We start from the raw sequence: 23,323 nt of genomic DNA, 5'->3' as shown, positions 1-23,323 counted from the left end.
CTGCATCCCCCTGCTCAACTGAAGTTATCAAGTACTAAGGATTCACAAATAAACAACCTGCGGTTCTTTTTGTGGAAGGCGCAGCAAAGCTGTCACTTCTACAAAAAGAACCGCAGGTTATTCAATGCATGATCCTAAAGTTCGTTTTTCATGGGTAGAATGCACGAAAAAACGAACTTTAGAACAACTATGACTGAGGGCTGAAGTCTTGAGGGGAGGGGAGGAAACCGCTGTTGATGAAATAGGAGAAGTAAGTTGTCAACAGCTTCTCATCAATTTGGGGGTAAAAAATTTCCGAATTCGCTAATCCATTCATCACATTCTGGCAATTGAACAGAAGGCTATTCGTTTGGAAGTAGAGTTCGGGAACCGTCATCCCCTGATCGGCCTGCTCTGATAGGAATGTGAGGTAAGGATACAGGGCATTATCTGGGGTTGAGCGAATGCGAGCGATCGCCTCCACAATCCATTCTGCATAAGGTAGCAATCGCAGCGGGTATCCCCGTTCCCGTAGCCAATTCATTAAGTGCTGCCACGAAATTGTCGAAGGATTTGACAGATTAAAGGCATTGCCAACAACGGTACATGCTTGTTTCGAGAGATGGACGATCGTCTGACTCACAAAATCAACGGGCACAATGTCAACGGGCATGTTCCAGTCTGGCGCAATGCCCAACTGTAAGCAGCCTTTGATCATGCTGCGAAGAAAATCGCTATGGTTGCAAACCCCTGTCTGAGTGTGGCCCTCAATCCAGGCGGGACGATAAATAGCAGCAGGAATGCCACGTGCCTGGGCCGCCCGAATTAGGTTTTCAGAAACCCACTTGGTTTGAGTGTAACCGTAAAGACCCGCAGTGCGATCGGGTAAATCCTGTTCCTGAATCCACCCGTCTGCATAGGCAGCAGGGGCATAAACGCCGAGAGACGACAGGAAGTGTACGGCCTTCACTTGAGTCTGGCTGGCGAAGCGCAGCATTTCCTTGGTGCCCTCAACATTGGCTGTTTTGAGAACGGAATAGGGATAGACAAAATTCACCCAGCTTGCATTGTGATAAATCACATCAATGGACGCAGCCAGATCTGAAAACTGCTGCTCCGATAACCCAAAGCGAGGTAATGATAGGTCCCCAACAACAGGAATGATGCGAGTGCTCCGTTCACCCTTCCAGAGCGAATAGAATTCCAAACTCCGTTGTAGTCGTTGCGCGGCATCCGTTGCCTGATCGGCCCGCATTAAGCAGTAAACCGTCGCCTGAGTTTGCTCCAAAATCTCATGCAGCAAATAAGCCCCTAAAAAGCCTGTCGCACCTGTTAACAATACGTTTCGGGGTTCCAGGTGATGGGCGATTGGTAGACCCGTTGGGTCAATGCTGGAGTCCAGCACCGATTCGGCATGAAGATTGAGTGGGAGGGCGATCGCTCTCTCCCCTTCCCCTACACCTGCTTGTAAATCCGCTATCACGAGAGCCAGTTCAGCAATGGTAGGAGCCAGGAAAATCGTCCGGAGGGCTAACTCCACACCAAAGGTTTGATGGATCTGGAAGAGGATTTGAGCAGCCAGTAGGGAATGGCCTCCCAATTCAAAGAAGCTGTCATGAACACCGACCTGTTGGATGCCCAGAGTTTGCCTCCAGATTGCGGCCAGTTGGTGTTCTGTAGCAGTGCGGGGGGCCACAAAGGCTTCATGTAGATCTGGGCGATCGCAAGTGGGGGTCGGTAGAGCGCGGCGATCGGCCTTGCCATTGGGTGTGATGGGCAGAGCATCCATCATCACAAAGGCGCTGGGAACCATGAATTCCGGGAGTTTGCGTTTGAGAAAGGCCCGCAACTCTGGGACGAGGTGTGTTGTGCCTTTCAGGTGACGCGACACAACATAGGCGACCAGGCGTTGGTTCTCCTGATCCTCCCGTGCAATTACAATATTTTCACGCACGTTGGGGTGCTGGCTCAGAGCCGTTTCAATCTCACCCAGTTCAATCCGGAAACCCCGAATCTTGACTTGATGATCCAGTCGTCCCAGATACTCGATCGTGCCGTCTGGTAAATAACGGGCTAGATCCCCCGTTTTGTAAAGACGGATTGGGCGTTTGGCTTTGGCATCCCAACAGGCATCGCCCACCTGTATCTCCACAAACCGTTCCGCTGTCAGGTCTGGACGATTCCAGTAGGCTCGGGCCAGGCCGTCCCCACCGATGTACAGTTCTCCTGGAACTCCCACGGGTACTGGAATCCATTTTTCTCCCCGCTGTGCCAGGAGATGAATTTGCGTGTTGGCAACAGGCCGCCCAATTGGAACCAAGGTCCCTTCATCCTTAACTCGATGCAAGGTTGAATAAATTGTGGTTTCAGTCGGCCCATACATATTCCATAGCGTATGGCAGCGATCTAACAGGCACTTTGCCAGGTCACGGCTAAGAGCTTCTCCACAACAGACAATTCTCAGGTTCGGGCTACCTTGCCATCCTGCTGCTAATAACAGCCGCCAAGTAGCCGGAGTGGCCTGCATAAAGGTAGCCTGCGATCGCTCCAGAGCTTTGACCAGTTGTGCCGCATCCGAGGCCACACAACGGCTCACCATGACGCTGCGTGCTCCCACCACTAGCGGCAGATAGAGTTCTACTGCCGCAATATCAAACGAGACGGTTGTGACTGCCAGCAGCACATCATGCTCGGTCAATCCCGGCTCCTGGCGCATAAATGTCAGTAAATTCACGATGGAGTGATGCTCAATCTGAACACCTTTGGGTTTGCCTGTGGAGCCTGAGGTGTAGAGGACGTAAGCTAAATTGTCGGGCTGTACGGAGCTGAGAGGATTCTCTGGGCTGGCTGTGGCGATCGCTTCCCAATCACTATCTACACAAACCGTCTTAGCAGAATGGTCAGGTAGTTTCTCGAGTAGAGATTGCTGCGTCAACAGCACTTTGACCTGAGCATCCTCCAGCATGAACGCAATCCGTTCCTGAGGATAAGCTGGATCAAGCGGTACATAAGCACCGCCTGCTTTGAGAATCGCAAGTAGCCCAACGATGAGATCCAGCGATCGCTCCATACAAACACCCACCAGCACATTGGGCTGCACTCCCAGGCTTTGCAGATGATGGGCCAGTTGATTTGCCCGCTGATTAAGCATGCGGTAGGTGAGCACCTGATCATGAAGCTCAGCGGTGTTCGCAGATGTTTGGATGGCGATCGCATCGGGGTTCCGTTCGGCCTGCGCTTCAATAAGCTGGTGCAAGCAAACGTTTGGGTAATTGGCGCGGGTATCGTTCCAGGTATTAATCTGCCGTTGTTCCGCGTCGGTTAACAATGCCATCTCAACGATCGATTGGTCCGGGTTCGCCACAATCGTTTCCAGCAACATTTGGAAGTTTGCCAGGATACGGGCGATCGTGGCCCCGTTAAATAGATCGGTACTGTATTCAAAGAAGCCTGTGAGCCCTGTAGGAGTTTCCGTCAGCTCCAGCAGTAGATCAAATTTGGCTGTTTGGTTATCGAGTGGCAGATGCGACAGCGTGAGAGCGGGAACGTCCCAAACGGTGGTAGGTGTGTTCTGTAAATTGAATAGAACCTGTACCAGAGGGTTTTGATTTAAATCACGATCAGGATGCAGCGCTTGCACCAACTGCTCGAAGGGAAATTCTTGATGGGCGTAAGCATCCAGAGTGACTGCTCGAACCCGCTGCATGAGCTCGCGGAAGCTGGGTGCACCGGATACATCCGTACGTAACACCAGGGTGTTTACAAAGAAACCGATGAGCTTCTCTAATTCTGAGTAAGAGCGATTTGCAACGAGTGATCCAACCGGTAAATCTTCTTGCCCCGTGTAATGCAACAGTAGTGTTTGAAAGGCTGAGAGTAAGGTGACGAATAGCGTGACACCGGATTGGCGGCTGAGGTCTTTGAGTTGTTGGGTCAGGGATTGCGATAGGGTAAAAAATTGCCGTGCACCCTGATAAGTTGGGGTCGCGGGGCGGGGGCGATCGCCGGGTAATTGCAATAATGGCAGATCCTTTAACTGTTGCTGCCAATAGGCGAGCTGATCCGCCTGTCTTTCACGCTGTAACCCCTGGCGCTGCCAGACCGCGAAGTCTGCATATTGAATGGGTAAGGCTGAAAGGGCGGGTTCCTGCTGCAACGTAAAAGCTTGGTAGAACGTTGCCAATTCTTCCAGCAAAACGGCGATCGACCAACCATCCGTCACAATGTGGTGCAGATTAACCAGTAGAACATGCTCCGTTTCACCGATTTGAAACAGCGTTGCCCGTAACAGCAGATCCTCAGCCAGATTGAAGGGGATTTGGGCTTCCTTCAACAGGAAGGCTTGCAACTCCTGTTCGACATCCGATGAGTTCAGCAACGTCAAATTCACCACGGGCAAGGGAAACGCTGGGGCTGGCTGAATGACCTGCACAGGTTTTCCGGCCACACTTCTGAAAACCGTGCGAACAGATTCGTGTCGTTCCACGATCGCCTGAAAACTAGCCTGCATTGCTGCTACATTCAGGCATCCCTGCAAGCAAAATGCTTCAGGAACGTTATAGAAGGGGTGGTTCGGCATCAACTGATCCAGAAACCATAGTGACTCCTGCATAGAGGAGAGTGGCAACTGGCTGTCTCTGGAAATGGGTTGGATGGGTATAAGTGCTTTCCCTGTTAGATCCTGAGCTGTTTCAAGTTGCTCAGCCAACTGGGCAATGGTTGGAGATTCGAACAGACAGCGCAGGGGTAGCTCGATATGGAGGCGATCGCGAATCCGTGAAACGACCTGAATTGCCCGTAGGGAGTGACCTCCCAAATCCAAAAATGAATGGTGAATACCAACCTGTTTGAGCCCTAAAACTTCTTCCCAAATCTCAGCCAGTAGGGCTTGCATGGGGGTTTCTGGCGCTGCAACGGTTAAGTCTGCTGTCAGGTCAGGAATGGGTAGACGTTGACGATCAACCTTTCCGCTAGGGGTGAGGGGCAGGTGGTCGAGGCAGGCGATCGCCCCCGGCACCATGTAAGCAGGAAGTTGGGCCTGTAAGAATTGACGTAACTCCCTGACCAGTTGGGATTGTACGACCGTCTCCTGTGGCACGACATAACCCACCAACTGCTGGTCGCCTGTAGCGTCCACATAAACTCCCACCACAGCCGCCCGTACCGCTGGATGTTGTTCTAAAACGGCTTCAATTTCACCTGGCTCAATGCGATAGCCACGAATTTTAACCTGCTGATCCAACCGCCCTAGATACTCAAGGTTGCCGTCTGGCAGATATCGCGCCAAGTCTCCTGTTTTGTAGAGACGCTCCTTCAATACCGTTGAGGTAATGAAACGTTCTGCTGTGACATCGGAGCGGTGTAAATAGCCGTGTGCCAAGCACATCCCGCCGATATAAATTTCTCCTGGCTCACCCACAGCTACAGGTTGGTGTTGGGCATCCAGTAAATGAATTTGAGTATTTGAGATGGGTTTGCCGATGGGGGGTAAAAGTGCCCAATCTGAAGGTGACCCCGTGAGGTGGAAAGCCGTAACGACATGGCTTTCGGAGGGACCGTAGTGGTTATGAAGGGAACAGTGGGGAAGTTGCCCGAACCAGTGGGCAATCGCAGGGGTAATCCGCAATTGTTCACCTGCCGTAATCACTTCTCGTAGAGAGCTAGGTGCGATACCCACACCTTGAGCCACTTCGGCTAGTTGTTGAAGAGCAACAAAAGGCAGAAATAGTCGTTCAATTTTCATCTGTTCAAGCGATCGCAACAGGTTCAGCGGATCTCGTCGCATCTCTTCTGTAACGAGAACGAGGGTGCCGCCTACAGCCAGCGTCGAAAAGATCTCTTGAAAGGAAACATCAAAGCTAATCGGTGAGAACTGTAAGGTTTTTCCAGTGGTGACAATAGAATGCTCAGCTTGCCAGGAAATTAAGTTCAGCAGAGGCCGATGGGGCATTGCGACCCCTTTGGGCTTGCCTGTTGAGCCTGAAGTATAAATCACATAGGCCAGATGTTCTGGCGTGACAGGAGTATGTGGTTTTGTAGTGCTTTGACGCGCGATTGCCGCATTTTCTTCTAAGCAAACGACTACCGCTTTTGGAGCAGGGAAGCAACCCAACAAGTGGCTTTGCGTCAGCAGCACAGAAACACCTGCGTTGCCCAGCATAAAAGCCAACCGCTCTGTTGGATATGCTGGATCGAGAGGGACGTAGGCACCCCCGGCCTTCAAAACACCGAGAATTGCAATGATCATTTCGAGCGATCGCTCAAAACAAACTCCCACCAAAACGTCAGGCCCTACGCCTAATCCCTGCAAATAGTGGGCTAACTGATTGGCCTGCTCATCTAAGGCTTGATAGGTCAATGATTGTCCTGAAAACTCTAAGGCAATTGCTTGGGGCGATCGCATTGCCTGTACTTCAAAACGTTGATGAACAGAGGTAATTTCAAGACTAAACGGATGTATTTTCACGGTAGAATTCTCCTTTCTTCAACACAAACGCAAATTTAAGCAAAGTAGCCTCAGGGTTTTAGCAGCTTAAATAAAACCCAGAAACAAGATATTCAAATGAAAAAGCTTGCAAAAGAGCTTGGAACTTGGCTCAACTATCTACTTTTCTAAGCAAATTTAATTAATGGACTCATCTCAACTTAGACCGCCAATACGACGTAAAAACGACAGCCTAAGCTGATTTTTTTCTAATTCCTATGGATTAAACTTTAGAATTGCTGCCAACAATAACCGTGGAACCACGGATTTCTGGGTAGTACTGAATATGGGTCAGTCTACTTCGAGAAAAGTGGTCAAATGGAAAGAGGTGTGTAATCCTAAAAAATACGAATTTAGGAGTTTGGGTTATATGAAATTACGGTATTTTCTAGTCCAGTGAGGTATTAGAGAGGAGCATGAGACTTCGTCCTACACTCCTCTCTAATACCTCACTGGATTGAAAAGGATGAAACATTTTTAGGGATAGAAATAATAAATTCTGCACCCTTTCCTTTTTCGGAGTAGCAAGTCAGTTTTCCAGAATGTTTTTCGGTAATGACCTGATAACTAATTGCCAAACCTAGCCCTGTTCCCTTGCCAACAGGTTTGGTGGTAAAGAAGGGATCAAAGAGCCTGGGGTGAGCTGCTTCATCAATGCCCATCCCATTATCAGAGATGTGGATGTTAATCTTCCCATCCTGAGTTATGTCTGTTTGAATCTTAATGCAGGGAGAAACCTGTTCATTTTTTATGTCTCTTGCTTCTTCTAGTGCATCAATTGCATTACTAAGGATATTCATAAACACTTGATTGAGCTGCCCTGGATAGCATTCCACTCGAGGAAGTGCACTGTAGTCTCGAACTACTTCAATTGCCTTACAATCTGCTTTTGCTTTTAAGCGATGTTGGAGGATCGTCAGCGTGCTATCAATTCCTTCATGAATATCAACTGCTTTAATCTCGGCTTCATCAAATCTAGAAAAGATTCTGAGGGATTGAACAATCTCGCAAATCCGGGCAGTCCCCATGTGCATTGATTGAAAGATTTTAAATAAGTCAGTTTTAAGAAACTCTAAATCTATAGCATCAATTTCTTGCTCAACCTCTACTGAAGGATGCGGGCAGAATTCCTGATAAAGCTGCACCAATCGCAGCAAATCTTTAGCATATTGATGGGCAGGACCAATATTGCCATGAATAAAATTGATGGGGTTATTAATTTCGTGGGCAATTCCTGCGACCATTTGCCCTAAGCTAGACATCTTTTCATTCTGAACAAGCTGAGTTTGAGTTCTTTGTAGCTCTTGTAAAGTTTCTTGTAGGGTTTCCTCCGCTTGTTTGCGTTCAGAAATTTCATTCATCAATTGAACTTCAGTATTTCTTAAGGCAAGATGAACATTGATCCGGGCTAATGTCTCTTCAAGCTGAATAGGCTTTGTTATATAGTCCACTGCGCCAAGTTGTAATCCTTTTACCCTGTCCGCTACATCTGATAGCGCCGTCATAAAGATAATTGGGATTTTTTGGCTTACTGGATTCTCCTTAAGGCGTTGACAGGTTTCAAATCCATCAATTCCTGGCATCATCACATCCAGGAGAATTAAGTCAGGGGAAACCTTATGCACCTTTTCCAAGGCACTTTCACCACTTTTTGCAACTGAAATTTTGAAACCAGCTTTATCTAAATAATCTACCAACACTTTAATATTGGTAGGAATATCATCAACGATTAGAATAGAGTTTTGCTGGGAATGCGGCATTTCGAACCTAATCAGTCTTCAACAGGAAGAGGTAGTTTGGACAACCTGGAACATCTCCTCGTTGTGGGCACTACCTTACACATTTTATAATTCCCAGAAAATCTCAAATCTCACGTCTAGTTTTTTGCGGTTCAGGGTAAATCTTCGGAACCGGCTTCTTCGTAACAGCAGGACTTACACAAGTTTGCTAGATGCGGAGCGTCAATGTAAGGCGTGGATGTAGAACCTGCTATGTTCTACATCAATGCGTGAGCCTTGAATAAAAATTGAAAAGATACTACATGAAAAATAAAAGCTGTGTGAAAGCTGCTTGGCACCTGTAATACAGCAACTTCTTTCACCTGTGGAGAGATGTTCGGATTGCATTGCTGTATGTCCCAATCAAATTGGAAAAGGCATTTTTTCGTGCACGAGGTGCACGAAAAAATGCCTCAAGCAGATTCTTAGCGGCTTAAGCAACCTCAAGGGCTGCGAGGTCAGAATCTCGAATGCTGGCAACCAGATGTTCACGCATGCGAACAAATTCTCTAGAGGAACGCAGATTAGATGTTAGCTCTTTGTCAAATTGCCCTACGAAGGGATTAGCGATCGCCTTTACAATACGCCCCGGGTTTGCATGCATAACAACAATATGAGTTGCCAGCAGTAACGCTTCTTCTACATCGTGAGTGATGAAAAAGATTGTCTTTTGCGTGCGTTCCCAAATGGTTTTAACCTGTAGTTGCATGGACTCACGGGTCAGGGCATCCAAGGCTCCAAACGGTTCGTCCATCAAAATTAACGTTGGGTCAGCAGCCAGGGTGCGGGCAATCGCTGCCCGTTGCATCATTCCCCCCGAAAGTTGATGAGGCAAGCGATGACCTGCATGGGTCAACCCTACCATGTCCAGAAAGTAGGAAACTCGCTGTTTGCGTTCCAATCTAGAAACGCCACGCATCTTAGGGCCAAATTCTACATTTTTGGCGATCGTGGCCCAGGGGAATAAGTTAGGCCGTTGAAACACGACACCCACATCTGCATCCGGCTGCGTATGAGGGTGTCCTGCAATTAACACAGACCCACTGGTAGGACGTTGATACCCGGCTAAAATTCGCAGCAATGAAGTCTTACCACACCCGGAGGAACCCAGGACACAGACAAAATCCCCTGTTTGCAAATCCAGGTTGACCTTGTGCAGCACCTCTGTCGGTTGACCCCCAGTATTAAAGGTGAGACCAATGTTGACCAGTTGAGCGATCGCCTGATCCGGCACATGAAGGCTATTTGACATAGAGAATTTGCTTTTGATAGGTTTCCTGGTCTGGGGCAGAGGGAATGGCTTTTTGAGACACCATGAAGTCTGCGGAAGCTTTCAGCAGCTTAGCCAAATCACCGGGTTTGTCAGTTGTTCCAAAGTATTGAGCATCCTCCTTTTCTTTGGAATTCAGCCAGATAAACTGGCTCATTTGAACCTTAGCTTCTTCAGGAGTAACGCCGAGTTCGGGAGCGATCGCCTTAGCGGCCCCATCGGGATCCTGGCGATAAACTTGAACTGCCTCATCCAAGATCTCGGTATATTGCTTCACCACATCTGGGTACTGCTGGACAAACTCCTGGCGCACAATTGAGACATCAAAGGTTGCGGCTCCACGTTTTGCCAAATCGGCGGATGTTGCCAGAACTGTTCCACCATCTTTTTGAATTTTGCTGAGGCTAGGTTCCCAGACATACCCGCCATCGATGTCGCCCCGCTGCCAGGCTGCCAGCATATCGGGAGCTTGCATGTCTAATACAGTTAATTCATTTTGATCGATGCCCTCTAGTTTGAGTAATGACAGCAGCGAATAGTGACTAGTCGAACTAAAGGGAGTAGCAATTTTCTTACCCCGTATATCAGCGATGGTTTTGATGTCATTTTTGACAACTAAAGCCTCGCCCGTACCAATCAAATCCGTTAGATAAAAAATGTTGTAAGGAATGCTACGGGATAACCCTACCGCTGCTGCCACAGAACCCAGGATACCAAAGTCAATACCACCTGCTGCCATAGCTGTGTTTACATCTCGCCCTGAATCACACCGCAAATACTCAACTTTGACACCAGGGAAAGCCTGGTCAGTCAACTTGAGCGCTTTGGCTAATAAATCGGAGCAGGCATACACTTGATATCCAAATCGGATTCTTTCAGGCTGTTGCCCATTGCTTGCAGGCGATGCTGTGGATGCGGTTGAAGAACCGGAAGCTGTTTCAGATGGTTTGGAGGAACAGCTAGAGGCTATCAGCGGCAGGCTCATGCCGACCAACCCTAACATTACATCACGTCGTTTTAATCGCATTTCTTTTTTCCTTTTTGAACATACGTTACTGAGAGCTGGTAGCAATCTTTGTGGGATAGGTCTCTTAGTCAGTCGAACAAGGGAGACGATGTATTCACAAACTATTCATCCGCAATCCAAAGTTCATTCTTTGCGAACTCCACCAACAAAACTGAATCTTCCAAATACGTTCTAAGATTCGTGCCCAATCCAGGGAACTTGTATTTTCTGGATCCAGCGAATTGATGCGTCAATAAGAACAGCGATGATTCCCATGATGATGATGCCGACGAAGATGACATCACTTCGTAAAAACTTACTAGCATCCAACACCATCCAACCCACCCCTGAAATAGCAGCTACCATTTCAGCAGCTACCAATGTTGAATAGGCAACACCGATCGCTGTTCTTAACCCAGTAAATAGTTCTGGAAGAATGGATGGAAGAACGACGTAAAACAATATCTGCCATCCTGATGCACCCAGAGATCGCGCTCCGTTCATCCGATCTTGAGGAATTCGTTGCACTCCTGAGACAATAGAAATAAACAAAGGAGCAAACGCGGCTAGATACAGTAATGCGATCTTAGAACCATCCTCAATGCCAAGCCAGATGACGAGCAGTGTGTAATAGGCTAGTGGTGGCAGAGGACGATAAAACTCAATCCAGGGATCAAGTGCGGCACGAGCATAGTCTGATAAACCACAGATCATGCCTAAAGGAATTGCTGTAATGAGTGCTAACGCTAATGCTATGCCTAAGCGGTACATGCTGGCGTAAATGTGAAACAGCAGAGAGCTACCCTTGTACCCATCTCGCAGAATCTCTAAAAATGCTGCCCAAACAGAAGTAGGAGATGGGAGAAATAGGGGATCAACCCAACGCAACGACGTGACCAGCCACCAGATCAGTAACCCAGTAACAACCGAGGCTAATGCTATCAATTTTTCGGTTGCTATTCGGTGGTTTTGTGGTGTAACAACCGAGCGATCGCCCGGCTTAAAATTTGGCTTGGCTTGAATCGTCATAATGGGGAAATAGGCTTATTAGAACCAGCAAATGTCAGTGAAATAGAGAGGTAACAAGCTGCTTGAAAGGGTGCGATCGCCGCCTAATTCTCTGCTGACTACCCTCTTGCCCACAAACACCGTTAGAAGACGCTAGCACCACCAATTCAGCTCCCCTGTTAACTCAGTTACTTCCTTCAAAGTTCTTAACTTTACAGCCCTGTATGAATTAGATATTCTGCGTCGATCGTTGCATAGCGAAGCCATGCAACGATTGGTACCCTCCAAAAACGATTGCTGCAGAAAATCTATTGGTTAAATACGAAGGGAATAAGGTCAAAAAGCTCACACCTTATCCCTACTAGAAGGATTGTTTTTCGTGTGAGAAGCGCACGAAAAACAATCCTTAAAACAGGCTCTACTATTCGGTGTCCTAAGTTCGCCTATGTTTGGTGGTGTGAAATGCTTTGCACTCCACACCACCAAACATAGATTGGTTTCCTCTAAGAATATGCACTACCAGGGAAGAAGAGCTCACCAACCTTAGTGTACTCTACAGGCCCGCCTAAACGCGTGACAGGTTTCATTTCCACAGTATCTACCAATCCTAACTCTGATCGATAAAGATCTTCGCGAATATGAAATCTGAGGACGCGTCCTAAAACCATTACATTAGTTGTACCCTCAACGGGGACAATTTGAGTGACTTTGCATTCCATTGCAACAGGTGCATGAGCGAGGCGTAGAGGTTTTACATCCATGGATGGTAGGGTTTCTAACTGAGCCTTCTCAAATTCACTAACCCATAGAAATTTCGGTTGTGCCTCGGAGAAGTATGGGTTGATAAACTAACACTAAGTAGTGTAAATCAAGTTGTGTTTAGAGATAGAGACTCCCCTATCTCCAAATACAGTCGTATCTAAGCCGCCGAATATTAGAGGTAACGTAAGTTCTTGCTAAAAACGTACTTCGTGCCTATCGTGAGGGTATACTGTTGGCTCTAATTGAGTGTCCTAAGTCTAATGAATACCAACATTAAAAACATCAAGACTGAAATTCTTTCGGCAAATTGGTACACACTTCGTAAACTCACCTTCGACTTTCAAAAGAAAGATGGAACCTGGCTAAACCAGAGCCGTGAGGTATACGATCGGGGTAATGGTGCAACAATACTGCTTTATAACAAGCATCAGGCGAGCGTTATTCTGACTAGACAATTTCGGCTCCCCACCTATGTCAATGGTAACGCATCTGGTATGTTAATCGAAGCTTGTGCAGGATTGTTGGATCAAGACCACGCAGAGGCTTGTATCAAGCGAGAAGTCGAAGAAGAAACAGGATACCGAATTCACTTCGTTAGGAAAATCTTTGAAGCTTACATGTCTCCAGGTTCTGTTACCGAACTTCTTTATTTCTTTGTAGCCGAGTATTCTGCAGACCAAAAAATAAATGTGGGTGGTGGGATTGAGGAAGAAGATATCGAAGTGATGGAGATTCAATTCGAAGACGCCTTGGCCATGATTGAGCAGGGTGAGATTAAAGACGGAAAGACGATCATGCTCCTCCAATACGCTAAGATTCACAATCTTCTAGAACAGGGATAAACCCATAATTTTAATTGTGGATCCACACTGTTCTGGAACTGACGACGGTTCCTACGCCGGCCGAAGCAAAAAGAATTACGTAAGAATTCTTTCATGTATTTATGGTTTTGTATAAGTCAATAATTGAAGTAAGGAATGTAAAAGAACTTTCAGTCTTAACCGATGTGTAATTGCGTTTAGTCTAGTACTCTGTCAAGGAGTTTTTGAGGGATTTATGATCCCTCAAAAACTCTTTAAACTCAATGTTCAAGTATGGGGTTACCCCGCACTTGAACATTGACAGATCACTAGATTATTCGTTTAAAAACAGTTGAACTGAAACCCTTGGTTTCAGTTCAACTGTTTTTAAGATTAGCTGTTTGAGATCAAGAATTCGGGGAAGAAAATCATGTACATACTCAATAAGGCTTCAAACATGGTGAATCGTAAGTTTTGGCGCATGTTTGCTGGGCACCTGCGATGCCAGTATAGTGAATGGTTGCAGTATGATACAAGATCAAGCGTACTTTAATTAGGATTCTTGGCTTAGCTTGTGCAAAGCATGAAAACTATTCCATCTGATCTGTCTACATCTGTCATTCTTGGCATTGACCCCGCAATTGCCAGCATTGGGTTTGGGGTTATTCGGGGAGAACAGGCGATCGATTATGGAGTTATTACTACTCCTGCTAGCAGTTCTATGTATGATCGGTTGTGCCAAATACGAACGGATGTTCAGGAGCTATGCACTATCTTTCAGCCGGAGGTTGCTGCTATTGAGATGCCTTTCTTTGGTCGTGAGAACACTAATGCAAGCAAGGTGTTACGAGCATTAGGTGTGATTGAACTGGCTCTAGGCGACTACGGATTGATAGACCTAATTTTTTTGCACCAATCCCAGGTAAAGTCTAGTGTTGCCCAATATGGGGCTTCTAAGGCGGATATCAAGTCAGCAGTGATGCATATTTTTAACCTCCCTGCTCCCCCCTCACCTGATGATAGTGCGGACGGATTGGCGATCGCATATGCAGCTCAGTGTGGCTTAAGGGCGAATGTCAAATAAAAATGTATCTTTTAGTTTTGGCTGCCTTCGTCATCGCTGTCTGTCCATTCTGCAGTTCTACGTTAGGGCCTCCTGCGAGTGGTTGCTCAACATGCCGCAGCTTCACCCATAGATAAAACAATCTGCTGCCTGATGAACCCAAGCGGCTGGGTGATCGGTAACCAGATAGATGCGGACATAAAGCGTGTAGGAGAAATTAAGAGGAACCTCTCGCAGGAGTAGCTTGATAATATGCCTTTGTCTCGCTGGGGGGTGGCTAAACGAGCTATCTAGAAGGTGCCTTATTTCCAGTTGATACAGAGCATGATGCTGTTCAATTGTGTTATCTCGATAAATAACATCTGCGTTAGCATTTCCTCAGTCCCAAAAGCTTTGTAATCCAATTTCCGTCCACTAGAACTGAATCGCAGAGCAAATTACCCCGATTTCTGTAAAAGTTCCCGCTATGCAAGTAAACACCGCAGAAAAAACGTCTGCAATCAGCATGAGCCAGGTCCTGCGGCGTAGTGCCAGTCTAGTGTTGCAGGCCGCCCCGCGAGAGATCATTAACCTACTGCTGCTCAACCTGGTGTTAGGTATAGGGCCTTCAATCGCCCTCTATTTTGGCAAAGTCGTCATTGATGAAGTGATCCGTTTACTAGGGGCCAACAGTGCCGGGAACTCCATCAATATTTTGCTGAACAATCAGCTGCTGCTGACGGCAATTGCTATCACTATTCTTCTCAACATCCTTATAGACTCCCTTCAGCCGATTCAGACCAGCGTGTTTACCGCCCTCCGGGATCGCGTTAAAGGTTATGCTCAGAGTCAAATGATTGAGAAGGTAGCCACGTTCAACGATATTGCGCTGTTTGAGAACTCAGAGTGGCTGAATCTCATCACGCTGACTGAGGAAAAGAGCCTGTTCAAACTACAGGAAATTACTTTTAAGCTGGTAGAAGTTGTCACGGGAATCATGCGATTTGTGCCGTCGGTGCTGCTGTCTGCGGCGATCGCCTGGTGGATTCCTCTGATGCTGATTGTAGGGTTCATCCCCACGATGTACTTTGATATCAAACATCACCAACAAAGTTGGAGTGTTGAAGAAACCCAGGCCAACCTTTCTCGGCAGATGCAGATTCATGCCAAGGTTTTGACGGAAGACATCTATGCTAAAGAACTGAGATTGTTTTCGTTGCAATCCGTTTTGCTTCAGCGGTGGCGCAATTTATTTGAGGAAACGTTTGCCAAGATGCAAGGGGTGCGGCGATCGGGAGCCATTCAAACGATGGTCTGGTCTTTGGTTAGCGGTATTGCCGCAGCGATTCCCTACGTATTTATTATTCTGAAGGTGCTGGAGCGGCGCTATACCTTTGGTGATCTGGCTCTATTTACCGGATTAATCCTGGAAATGCGCCAGAGTGTCTTTCTTCTGGTGTATGCGTTTTCGGGAACTTATGATGCATCGATTGGGGCGCGCCCCTTTTTTGAATTGCTCGATCTGCGACCCCAAATTCTCAGCGGTACTGCTCCTGTCCCTACATCCAATCGCCTGTCATCTCCCTCCAGCGGAATTCACACCCAGAATCTGAGTTTTACCTATCCTGGCAGTGACAAGCCCACGCTACAGGACATCAACCTGACAGTCGCCCCCGGAGAAATGGTTGCCCTGGTAGGTGAAAACGGAGCCGGAAAAACGACTCTAGCCAAGCTACTTTGCCGTCTCTACGATCCCACGCAGGGCACTATCTTCTGGGGCGATCGCAACTACCGCGATCTAAATCTGGACGAATTGCGATCGAAAATTGCAGTAGTGATGCAGGATTATGCCCGTTTCCCGGCAACACTACGCGAAAATGTGGGCTGGGGCAATTCCCAAATGGATTGCGATCGCGCCATTCAATCCGTACTGGAGGAAGCCGGAATTTCCTACCTGCCCCACAAGCTGCCTCATGGTCTTGATACGCCCCTGGGCAAACAGTTGGAGGATGGCGTGGATCTCTCCGGTGGGCAGTGGCAACGGGTATCGATCGCCCGATCGCTGCTGCGCTCTCGGGCAGAACTACTCATCTTTGACGAACCAACAGCAGCCCTAGATCCCAAAAATGAACACCAGATTTATCAAATCTTTCGCACGATTGCCCAAGGCAGAATGACAATTGTTGTTAGTCATCGCCTCGCCCTCGCCAAACTCGCCGATCGTATTGTTGTGTTAGAACAGGGCAAAATTCTCGAAACTGGAACCCATGCACAACTGATGGCCAATGGCGATCGCTACTATGAGATGTTTACCCGGCAAGCCAGCAGTTACCATTAAAAATGGTTGAGTGATGTTAAATGCATCGTTCTTGTATGGTTTCTATAAAATTCTAAGTTTGGCTGAAATGAGAAAAGAATCTGAGTAATGATCAACCATTACAAAAGCTAGAATTAAACCTGAGATATTGGCTAAAAAGACTTGTACACAAAAGGTCCATCCATCTACTCGAAGATTTACAGCAATATGCTAAATGGATGGCAGTAATAAATGAGATCTTGATAGTTCAGCCAGTTTGTTCTCCAAGTTTTTCTATTGATTTCTTCCGCCTCGGTGAACCTAAGCGGGATTGATAATGCCGATGATAGATCGAACGACTCCAGGGCCCATGAAAGTTCTTATAAACAAACCAGGTATTGCCTACCAATTCCAGCAGAGCAATCAATACCCAAACCGTTAACGTGACCATGATCGGCAGGCTAAGGTCAGGGAAACTGTTTTGTAATTCGATGATGCCAAAAAGTAACAAAAAGAGAAGCGAAACTCCGAGAAGAAAAGACAATCGAACGATTGCCAGAATAAATCGTCCCACCTCCAAAATACGGTGATAGAGCATCAAAAATTCCTCAAGAATTTCGTTCGTATTGTTAAGAACCAGCAGAATTTGTTGCAGGTGTAGACGGGCAGCTAAGGGAAGCTGCTTCTGTTTTTCAGCCCATACCTGTCTAAATTCTGTTAATAGGTTTTCCAAAATTACAGTTTTTTCATCCTTCGCAAGGGATGATTCAATAGGAAAATCCTGCATTTGCAGAGGAACGAGATAATTAATCACCTCCATCAACATTTCGTCAAACGCATTTAATTCGGATGGAAGTGTTTGAGTCAAATGGATCAGTTGTTCAATTTGCGTTTGCAGAGCACGATATTCATCCAGGCGTCGTTGGGAAATTAACTGGCTGCTGACGGTTAAAAAAACAATCAAAACCCCTAATAATGCCGCTAAGGATTGTGAGACAGCAGAGAGGAACTCGATCGCCGCTATTCGATTAACTGTCAGCCACGGAGCAGGATGCAGGATGTTAAAGATCAGTGTCCCTGTAAACAAACTTCCCATAATCCATAGCTGATAGCGAACTAAAGCCACAGCAGCGATCCGCACCAGAGGCACATTGCTCAGTTGAATTAGGCGTTGAAGTTTCGGCAGGGTTTCAGGAGTTTGAAATGATCGTGCTTTCTGAGGTGGCATGACAGAAGGATCGGGTTAAACCGGAGTTTGAAATTAGGGTCTTTGGACAAACGTGAGAGATTTCTTGTTTAAAATCTCGCACATTCCAATTTAATGCTGGAGCAAATCACTCTTCAACGGCTAAATCAGTCCTGGTCCTTTATAGCGTAGGTCGTGTTCTGCTGTTAGTTTTCCTGTTCCGTCTTCCTGTAATTCTTCCAGTTCATGTCTCCGTTGAAACGCTTCTGCTTCGGTTTGTTGCTGTAAATCTCCGGGTTTGTTGATATACATCTCAAGCTCTATAGCATAGTTATTTAATAAACCTTCTCGGTCTACTGTATAACCATTCGATGTCTGAATTGCTGCAGAATCAGTCTGCTTAGATTGATGAGAGGAGCGTTTGAAATTCTGACCTTCCCGTTGCTTCCGAGCAGCTACTTCGGCAGGAGTGATTCCACGATCGTATCCAGAATTTAAATTGTCATTATTGTTCGGTTGACTCATACTACTCTCCTAATTCATTAACTTTAGTGATGAAGATTTGTGATAGATACTGTGCTATCGTTGAGCTAAACAACAAGTTAATTGGCCTTATGGCCTGCGTTTAGTAAAATCTAGTTTTCAGACCGGGCAATGTATTGGAATTTCCGCTTGAGCGTGAACTAAAAAGTCAATAGATTTTATCCGTCCTGTGTACAAGCTTGGCTCAGCAACGAACGTCCGTTTTTAAACACCTCTAATGTTCCCTGCTGCTGGTGGTCTCCCTGCCCGCTAAGTACCTGATATACATAGCCGCTACTCCTAAATTCATATACTTGAGCGGCTCCTGTATTTTCCATGGTTCCTCCGTCCAAACTCAAATCTCCTAAGGGCCCTGTACCTCGGTAAAGCAGTTCACCTGAGCCATAACGTCTCCAAACATTCACAGTGTAGGCACTTTGGCATCTCAAGGTGAACAATAAACCAGCCGTGGAGTCTGCCGAAGCGGGTAAGGCAAGATGAGCTAAAACACAAGTCGTTAAACCCAGCAGCACCGTGGATTGTTTCAGTAATGGTTTCATAGGTTTCTCTGCTTCTGAAATCCTTTCAAATCACTCTGTTGTTAGAAAACCGTAAACTAAAATCGCCAACACAATTAATGTGACGATGTTGAGTCGATCGTGCTGTTACTAAAACGCAAATACTAAAAATGCAACTCGTGCAACCGGAGTCAAAATTAGCAGCAGAACACCGAGTTGAATAATGCTCCGCCCTCGTAGCGCTAATACTTCATGGAGAACCGATGCCGATTAAGCTAGAGAGCTTCCCTGCGACAGCATTACAGCAAACCCGCTAAAAACATGTTGAACCTCATCTTTGATAGTGCCAGAGCTGTGCTCATGGCCATGACTACCAAATAGAAACAGTCATTCACGATAGTATTATGCAAGTGATTGCAGCGAATTTTAGATTATTCACGGTTTTATTGAGCGTTCTATGCTCTCAAATGCTGAGAAAAATGATTTTCGTCCAGTCCCAATCGGTGAAATAGACGTTCGTACTCTCTCATGCACTGCTTCAATTGGATTAACTCTTCAAGGAGTTGTTCAACTTGAATTGATTTTCTTGTTGAGTCTAGATGACCTGACGCTTCAGGCGTTACCTTGATCATTTTATTGCTGTTGGATAAAACATAGTCACTTGCTTCTAATGATAAGTTGAACGCATAGAAAAACGTTTTCAGCGTACTCTTATCAACTTTGACTTCACAGCTTAACAACCGACTGACAGTACGCTCATCCAAATGCGATCGCTCACCTAACTGCTCATAGGTGTATCGCTCACCAAATCCGTTGCATAATGCTCCAGCTTGCATCAGCTTTTGCCATCCCTGATGCGACAGAATTACCCCTCGGTTACGGCTACGCTTTGCGGATGAGAGATAGGACTGTGGTTGTTCTGCACTGTTCTGTTGGCGATATACATCCATTGAAGTAATGGAAGCAAGTTGAGCATGTGGAGTCTGAATCATTGTTTTCACCTCAGTTTTTCTTATTGGTTTCGCCTGGCTTAACAGGTGGCATTGCCGGTGAGATCATGAGCCGTCGTCATGATCATTGCTCGCTGATGCCTCCGAGGAAAAGTACGCTGCTTGCAATCAACGCCTACTCCTCTAAAAACTGCGTTAAATAAACATTGCCTTGCAATTGGGCCGCTTTGCTACCCTTATTAGCATGAGCCCAATATACGCAATTGTCTCTTGTTTTTCGTCCACTCAGAGTTGGAACTTTTGCACCATAATAGGATCGGTTGCTCATTCCATCTCAACATTGAAGTTTGGATGCAACTCAAGTTGAGCCCAAACTCAAACCTGAGTACAGCTCACAAACTCATAAACCCACGCTTAATTTCAATAATCACTGCTTGGGTACGATCGGGTAGAAAGTGAGATTATCTCAACTCACTGAAGCTGCAGGGTAGACAACAGGTTGACCACCAGGCCAAAGTTTGACGGGTGAAACAGTATCTGCCTAGCTAGAAGGGAAGGTAACACAATATGTTCTGCATGAAGGAGTTGGGACTTGGGCCCAAGGTCAGGGAAAGGTTCTTGTTGCGATCGCTTCTCCGCAGCCTCCCTGATCTCATCTAGCGATCGCAGCTATTTTCTCTGGTAATTCTGCTGTAGAGGATAGAGGAATGTGATGGGAGTATTATGAGCGAAAGGCAACCGAGTAAGACCATGAACTGCAAGTCTCTTCCCCTGGCCGAATATGTATGGAGCCTTACTCCGAGTATTCTTTCGTCTTCCCTGACGCAGTCTTGCCCTCATTCTCCCCTTGTTCTTCTTGACCGCCACAATTCCACCAGCACTGTCCTGGTAAAACGCATTTAGAGGCTTGGTACCCATTCTGCAGATGTGGCATGGCCCCTGCGGTACCTTCACCTCAACCGATTTCATGGAAACATGATTCTCTCCTGTTAACCCGCTCTGGCATTCAGAGCGGTTTTTTTATGGGCCCTCAGACCCTTCAATCTCATCGGAGTGAACCGGTATTAGCAAGTTTAGGAATGCCCAGTAGCTTTTTCCCAACGCGATCGCATTTATCTGGGTGAACACCCTGTATTACAAGACGAGATGCCGGGGTTCTTGGACTCTCCAGTTTTGCAGTGTGCCAAACCAACGTTTTCACCCCAAAGATGGGTTGGATGAATCCCGATCGCTTTTTATGGCTTATCTTTCAGCTTATGACCGCAAAATCCAGCATTTATCCCTATGAGTTAAGGAGCGATCGCCCCTTCTCCCCCATCTCTACTGCAATACAGCCACTAACGTTCTACTGGTGTCAACTGTTCGTTATCTGATTTGGCGATCGCCTTCTACCTTAGGAGATTTCTGGGAAACAATATCCCCATTATTTGGAAAAAAGGCGCGGCGAAGCCGCGCCTTTTTTCCAAATAATGGGGAAGTTCTTATCTGGAAATCTCCTTAAACACCATTGGTCCACTAAAAGTGTGATCGCGCTTTCTGGAATTGAACCGATGATTTGAGAGAATACATCACACCCGTAATCTTGATGTACGTTTTCTCTACCTGCCACGGATCGTTAGTTTCAAATTCGATGAAATCTGATTATCCAATTTTGGTGCGTATTTCAGAACCCAATGGTTCACGGTCGGCAGCTTCTATCATAGAACTAAACAACCTATGGGCTGGAAAAATCATGAACCCGCTTCTTGGCAACTATTCCCCATATATCTACGCCATTCTGCGAATTATTGTAGGATTGTCCTTTGCTTTGCATGGTACTCAGAAACTACTGGGTATTCCTGGGGGTAAACCGCCACTTCCCATCACCTCATTTCTGGGATTTGGTGGTTTGCTTGAGTTGATTTGTGGTTTGCTAATTGCGGTTGGTTTATTTACGAGCTATGCCGCCTTTATTGCTAGTGGTGAAATGGCAGTCGCCTACTTTATGATGCACGCTTCAAAAGGATTGCTCCCGATTGTCAACGGGGGTGAATTAGCCGTTCTCTACTGTTTTCTATTTCTTTATATTGCTGCTCACGGTTCAGGTGTCTGGAGCACAGACACGTCACTCAGAAGAACAAGGTCAAAATCATCTGCTTCGTTTAGGCAGGACAATTAATCGTGCTTTGACAAACGATAAGAGTAGCATGGGATGAAAAACGAGAATTACAGCGCTTGAAAAGCGCTGTAATTCTCGTTTTTGTGAGAGTCGTGCGGAGGCTCTCACAAAAACCATGGTTGGTTCAAGCGCAAAGCGCTATATGTTTAATTGTAATCACCTGCTTACTGAGGGCTATGCTGGATGCCCTTACTTTGATTTAGGGATATAAACAGAGGCGATCGCAAAAAACATCACTCTGCTTTTAAACAAAGGAGACGATGGCTGTTAGTCATGACTCTATTTCCTTTGTGGATAAAGTTAGAAATAGACATCGGAAAGCAGAGAGAAAAGCTTGAGGTTGCTTACACGACCATTCGTTGTTTTTGCGACACAACTAACAGATTTATGAGAATTACTCGTAGATCTTTACAAGTATCCTGACGTGTTCCCTTCTCTGTAGTTGTGCCGTTCTAGAAATGCTGTTGTTCATAAAATCTGTGGAGGCACGGAGTGATTGGACAGCCAGCCAGGATTAACTAGTAGGAGAAAAGAGGAGTTCACGATAAGTTCTTATAAATTCCCAAGAGGAGAGCTTTATGGATTTTCAATCTCCCACGACTTGGCAAGAACTAAAACAGATTGTTGATGCTGGTGTTCTAAATGAGCTTTCTGTTGAATACAAACGTAGCGTAGAACTGACGCAACTTTACGAGAGTGAGCGCAACACAGTCTCGAAAGAAGCAGCGATCCAAAATATTTATACAGAAATAAACCAATCTTGCACAACATTGCCAACCGGGGAAGAAGTTGCCCTGACTAACAATAAATATCCCTACGATCGCCTACTCCAGAATCTTCCAGGCGTAACTCACGTATTGCTGTGGTTTAAAGGATCTGTATCGCCCGAAACTGCAAAAGCTTACTTGCGATCGCTGGGTAAGACGTGCTGCCTATACGAGAATCCGGCTGCTCTCAAATCAATCCCCGAGATTAGCCACTATCAAGTATTTCTGCTCAATACCCCTGTATCGTTTGCGCTGCCAACAGCCGCTTAAGCGGGGTTTCTTCAGCAAAGTTCTCCTACTTCCACCAATCCGAGCCGTATTCTACATATCCTGGTACAGAGCAGACCCTACAAGGAAGAGATATCTCGGGTGCCGCAACCGAGCCGTTGCTATCGAGACATCTCTTCTTTGTAGGAATTTTAATTTTTTGTCTTGTACCGGAGGCAGAGACAGGGATAGCTGGATCCTTCGATCGCCAAAAACTTTCGTGATGTGGCCTGTTGAGGCGAGTGGTCTTATAGAAGCAATGACTTATAGGCTTGTCTGGCGCAAGATGGAGCCAAAAAGCAAATTTTCTAAGAACTTGTTAAAAATGCTTTACAAAACTTAAAGTTCGGGTTACCGTATAAGCATACATACCCAAGACAATTCGTCCTTTACTTGCACTAATTCATCATGACAACAACCCTTCAACGGCGCGAGAGCGCCAATGTGTGGGAGCAGTTCTGTAACTGGGTCACCAGCACCAACAACCGCCTCTATGTAGGCTGGTTCGGCGTTCTGATGATCCCTACCCT

Annotated in this window: 17 protein-coding genes and 2 pseudogenes; 8 read left to right on the top strand and 11 right to left on the bottom strand. The window is 46.4% G+C overall.

Annotated features, from left to right (window positions below; translation table 11 throughout):
• Positions 1-187: 187 nt before the first annotated feature.
• The 6 genes from NDI52_RS21780 to NDI52_RS21755 form a co-directional block, all read right to left on the bottom strand.
• The gene (locus NDI52_RS21780) at positions 188-6,445 is read right to left on the bottom strand and encodes a non-ribosomal peptide synthetase (protein WP_199307569.1); all 6,258 of its coding nucleotides are present in this window, start codon (positions 6,443-6,445) and stop codon (positions 188-190) included.
• A gap of 467 nt (positions 6,446-6,912) precedes the next feature.
• The gene (locus NDI52_RS21775; RefSeq protein WP_190775287.1) at positions 6,913-8,223 is read right to left on the bottom strand and encodes a response regulator; all 1,311 of its coding nucleotides are present in this window, start codon (positions 8,221-8,223) and stop codon (positions 6,913-6,915) included.
• Between the two features lie 451 nt (positions 8,224-8,674).
• Positions 8,675-9,493 carry an ABC transporter ATP-binding protein gene (locus tag NDI52_RS21770; protein WP_190789186.1) on the bottom strand — a complete coding sequence of 273 codons (819 nt, stop codon included), beginning with the start codon at positions 9,491-9,493 and terminating at the stop codon, positions 8,675-8,677.
• Positions 9,483-10,538: an ABC transporter substrate-binding protein gene (locus NDI52_RS21765; RefSeq protein WP_190775285.1), complete on the bottom strand. Its 1,056-nt coding sequence runs from the start codon at positions 10,536-10,538 to the stop codon at positions 9,483-9,485. Before NDI52_RS21765 ends, NDI52_RS21770 begins: the two co-directional genes overlap by 11 nt.
• Positions 10,539-10,709: 171 nt before the next feature.
• Positions 10,710-11,546: an ABC transporter permease subunit gene (locus tag NDI52_RS21760; protein WP_190775284.1), complete on the bottom strand. Its 837-nt coding sequence runs from the start codon at positions 11,544-11,546 to the stop codon at positions 10,710-10,712.
• A gap of 482 nt (positions 11,547-12,028) precedes the next feature.
• A complete protein-coding gene (locus NDI52_RS21755; protein WP_347279995.1) occupies positions 12,029-12,370 on the bottom strand; it encodes a flavin reductase in 342 nt (113 codons plus the stop codon).
• A gap of 177 nt (positions 12,371-12,547) precedes the next feature.
• Here NDI52_RS21755 and nudK point away from each other — a divergent pair, with 177 nt between their 5' ends.
• The 3 genes from nudK to NDI52_RS21740 all read left to right on the top strand — a co-directional run bounded on the left by nudK (position 12,548) and on the right by NDI52_RS21740 (position 16,467).
• A complete protein-coding gene (gene nudK, locus NDI52_RS21750) occupies positions 12,548-13,129 on the top strand; it encodes a GDP-mannose pyrophosphatase NudK (RefSeq protein ID WP_190775282.1) in 582 nt (193 codons plus the stop codon).
• A 541-nt stretch (positions 13,130-13,670) separates the two neighbouring features.
• Entirely contained in the window at positions 13,671-14,171 is a 501-nt protein-coding gene (locus NDI52_RS21745) for a crossover junction endodeoxyribonuclease RuvC (RefSeq protein ID WP_190775281.1), read from the top strand.
• Positions 14,172-14,655: 484 nt separating this feature from the next.
• Positions 14,656-16,467: an ABC transporter ATP-binding protein gene (locus NDI52_RS21740; RefSeq protein WP_242035574.1), complete on the top strand. Its 1,812-nt coding sequence runs from the start codon at positions 14,656-14,658 to the stop codon at positions 16,465-16,467.
• A 226-nt stretch (positions 16,468-16,693) separates the two neighbouring features.
• On the opposite strand, the gene NDI52_RS21735 is transcribed toward NDI52_RS21740, so the two are convergent.
• From NDI52_RS21735 to NDI52_RS21715, 5 genes and pseudogenes are all read right to left on the bottom strand, one after another.
• Positions 16,694-17,653, bottom strand: a complete 960-nt coding sequence (locus tag NDI52_RS21735; protein WP_190775279.1) for a hypothetical protein — start codon at positions 17,651-17,653, stop codon at positions 16,694-16,696.
• A 120-nt stretch (positions 17,654-17,773) separates the two neighbouring features.
• On the bottom strand, positions 17,774-18,136 hold the full coding sequence (locus tag NDI52_RS21730; RefSeq protein ID WP_190775278.1) for a hypothetical protein: 363 nt from the start codon (positions 18,134-18,136) through the stop codon (positions 17,774-17,776).
• A 176-nt stretch (positions 18,137-18,312) separates the two neighbouring features.
• Entirely contained in the window at positions 18,313-18,693 is a 381-nt protein-coding gene (locus NDI52_RS21725) for a hypothetical protein (RefSeq protein ID WP_190775277.1), read from the bottom strand.
• A gap of 108 nt (positions 18,694-18,801) precedes the next feature.
• Positions 18,802-18,903, bottom strand: a pseudogene (locus tag NDI52_RS21720) (DUF1634 domain-containing protein); the annotation flags it as partial.
• A gap of 203 nt (positions 18,904-19,106) precedes the next feature.
• The gene (locus NDI52_RS21715) at positions 19,107-19,643 is read right to left on the bottom strand and encodes a hypothetical protein (RefSeq protein ID WP_190775276.1); all 537 of its coding nucleotides are present in this window, start codon (positions 19,641-19,643) and stop codon (positions 19,107-19,109) included.
• Between the two features lie 708 nt (positions 19,644-20,351).
• On the opposite strand from NDI52_RS21715, the gene NDI52_RS21710 reads away from it, so the two are divergent.
• The 5 genes and pseudogenes from NDI52_RS21710 to NDI52_RS21690 form a co-directional block, all read left to right on the top strand.
• Entirely contained in the window at positions 20,352-20,504 is a 153-nt protein-coding gene (locus NDI52_RS21710; protein WP_190789187.1) for a hypothetical protein, read from the top strand.
• A gap of 305 nt (positions 20,505-20,809) precedes the next feature.
• Positions 20,810-20,974, top strand: a complete 165-nt coding sequence (locus tag NDI52_RS21705) for a hypothetical protein (RefSeq protein ID WP_190775275.1) — start codon at positions 20,810-20,812, stop codon at positions 20,972-20,974.
• A 257-nt stretch (positions 20,975-21,231) separates the two neighbouring features.
• Positions 21,232-21,759, top strand: coding sequence for a DoxX family protein (locus NDI52_RS21700; protein WP_242035575.1), 528 nt, complete (start codon positions 21,232-21,234; stop codon positions 21,757-21,759).
• 578 nt (positions 21,760-22,337) lie between these two features.
• Positions 22,338-22,796, top strand: a complete 459-nt coding sequence (locus tag NDI52_RS21695; protein ID WP_190775274.1) for a hypothetical protein — start codon at positions 22,338-22,340, stop codon at positions 22,794-22,796.
• 405 nt (positions 22,797-23,201) lie between these two features.
• Positions 23,202-23,323 (top strand): annotated as a pseudogene (locus NDI52_RS21690) (photosystem II q(b) protein); the annotation flags it as partial.

It is taken from the genome of Leptolyngbya sp. PL-A3, assembly GCF_039962325.1.
Lineage (GTDB): Bacteria > Cyanobacteriota > Cyanobacteriia > Elainellales > Elainellaceae > Vacuolonema.
This window is presented reverse-complemented; position numbering and strand designations above follow the sequence as displayed.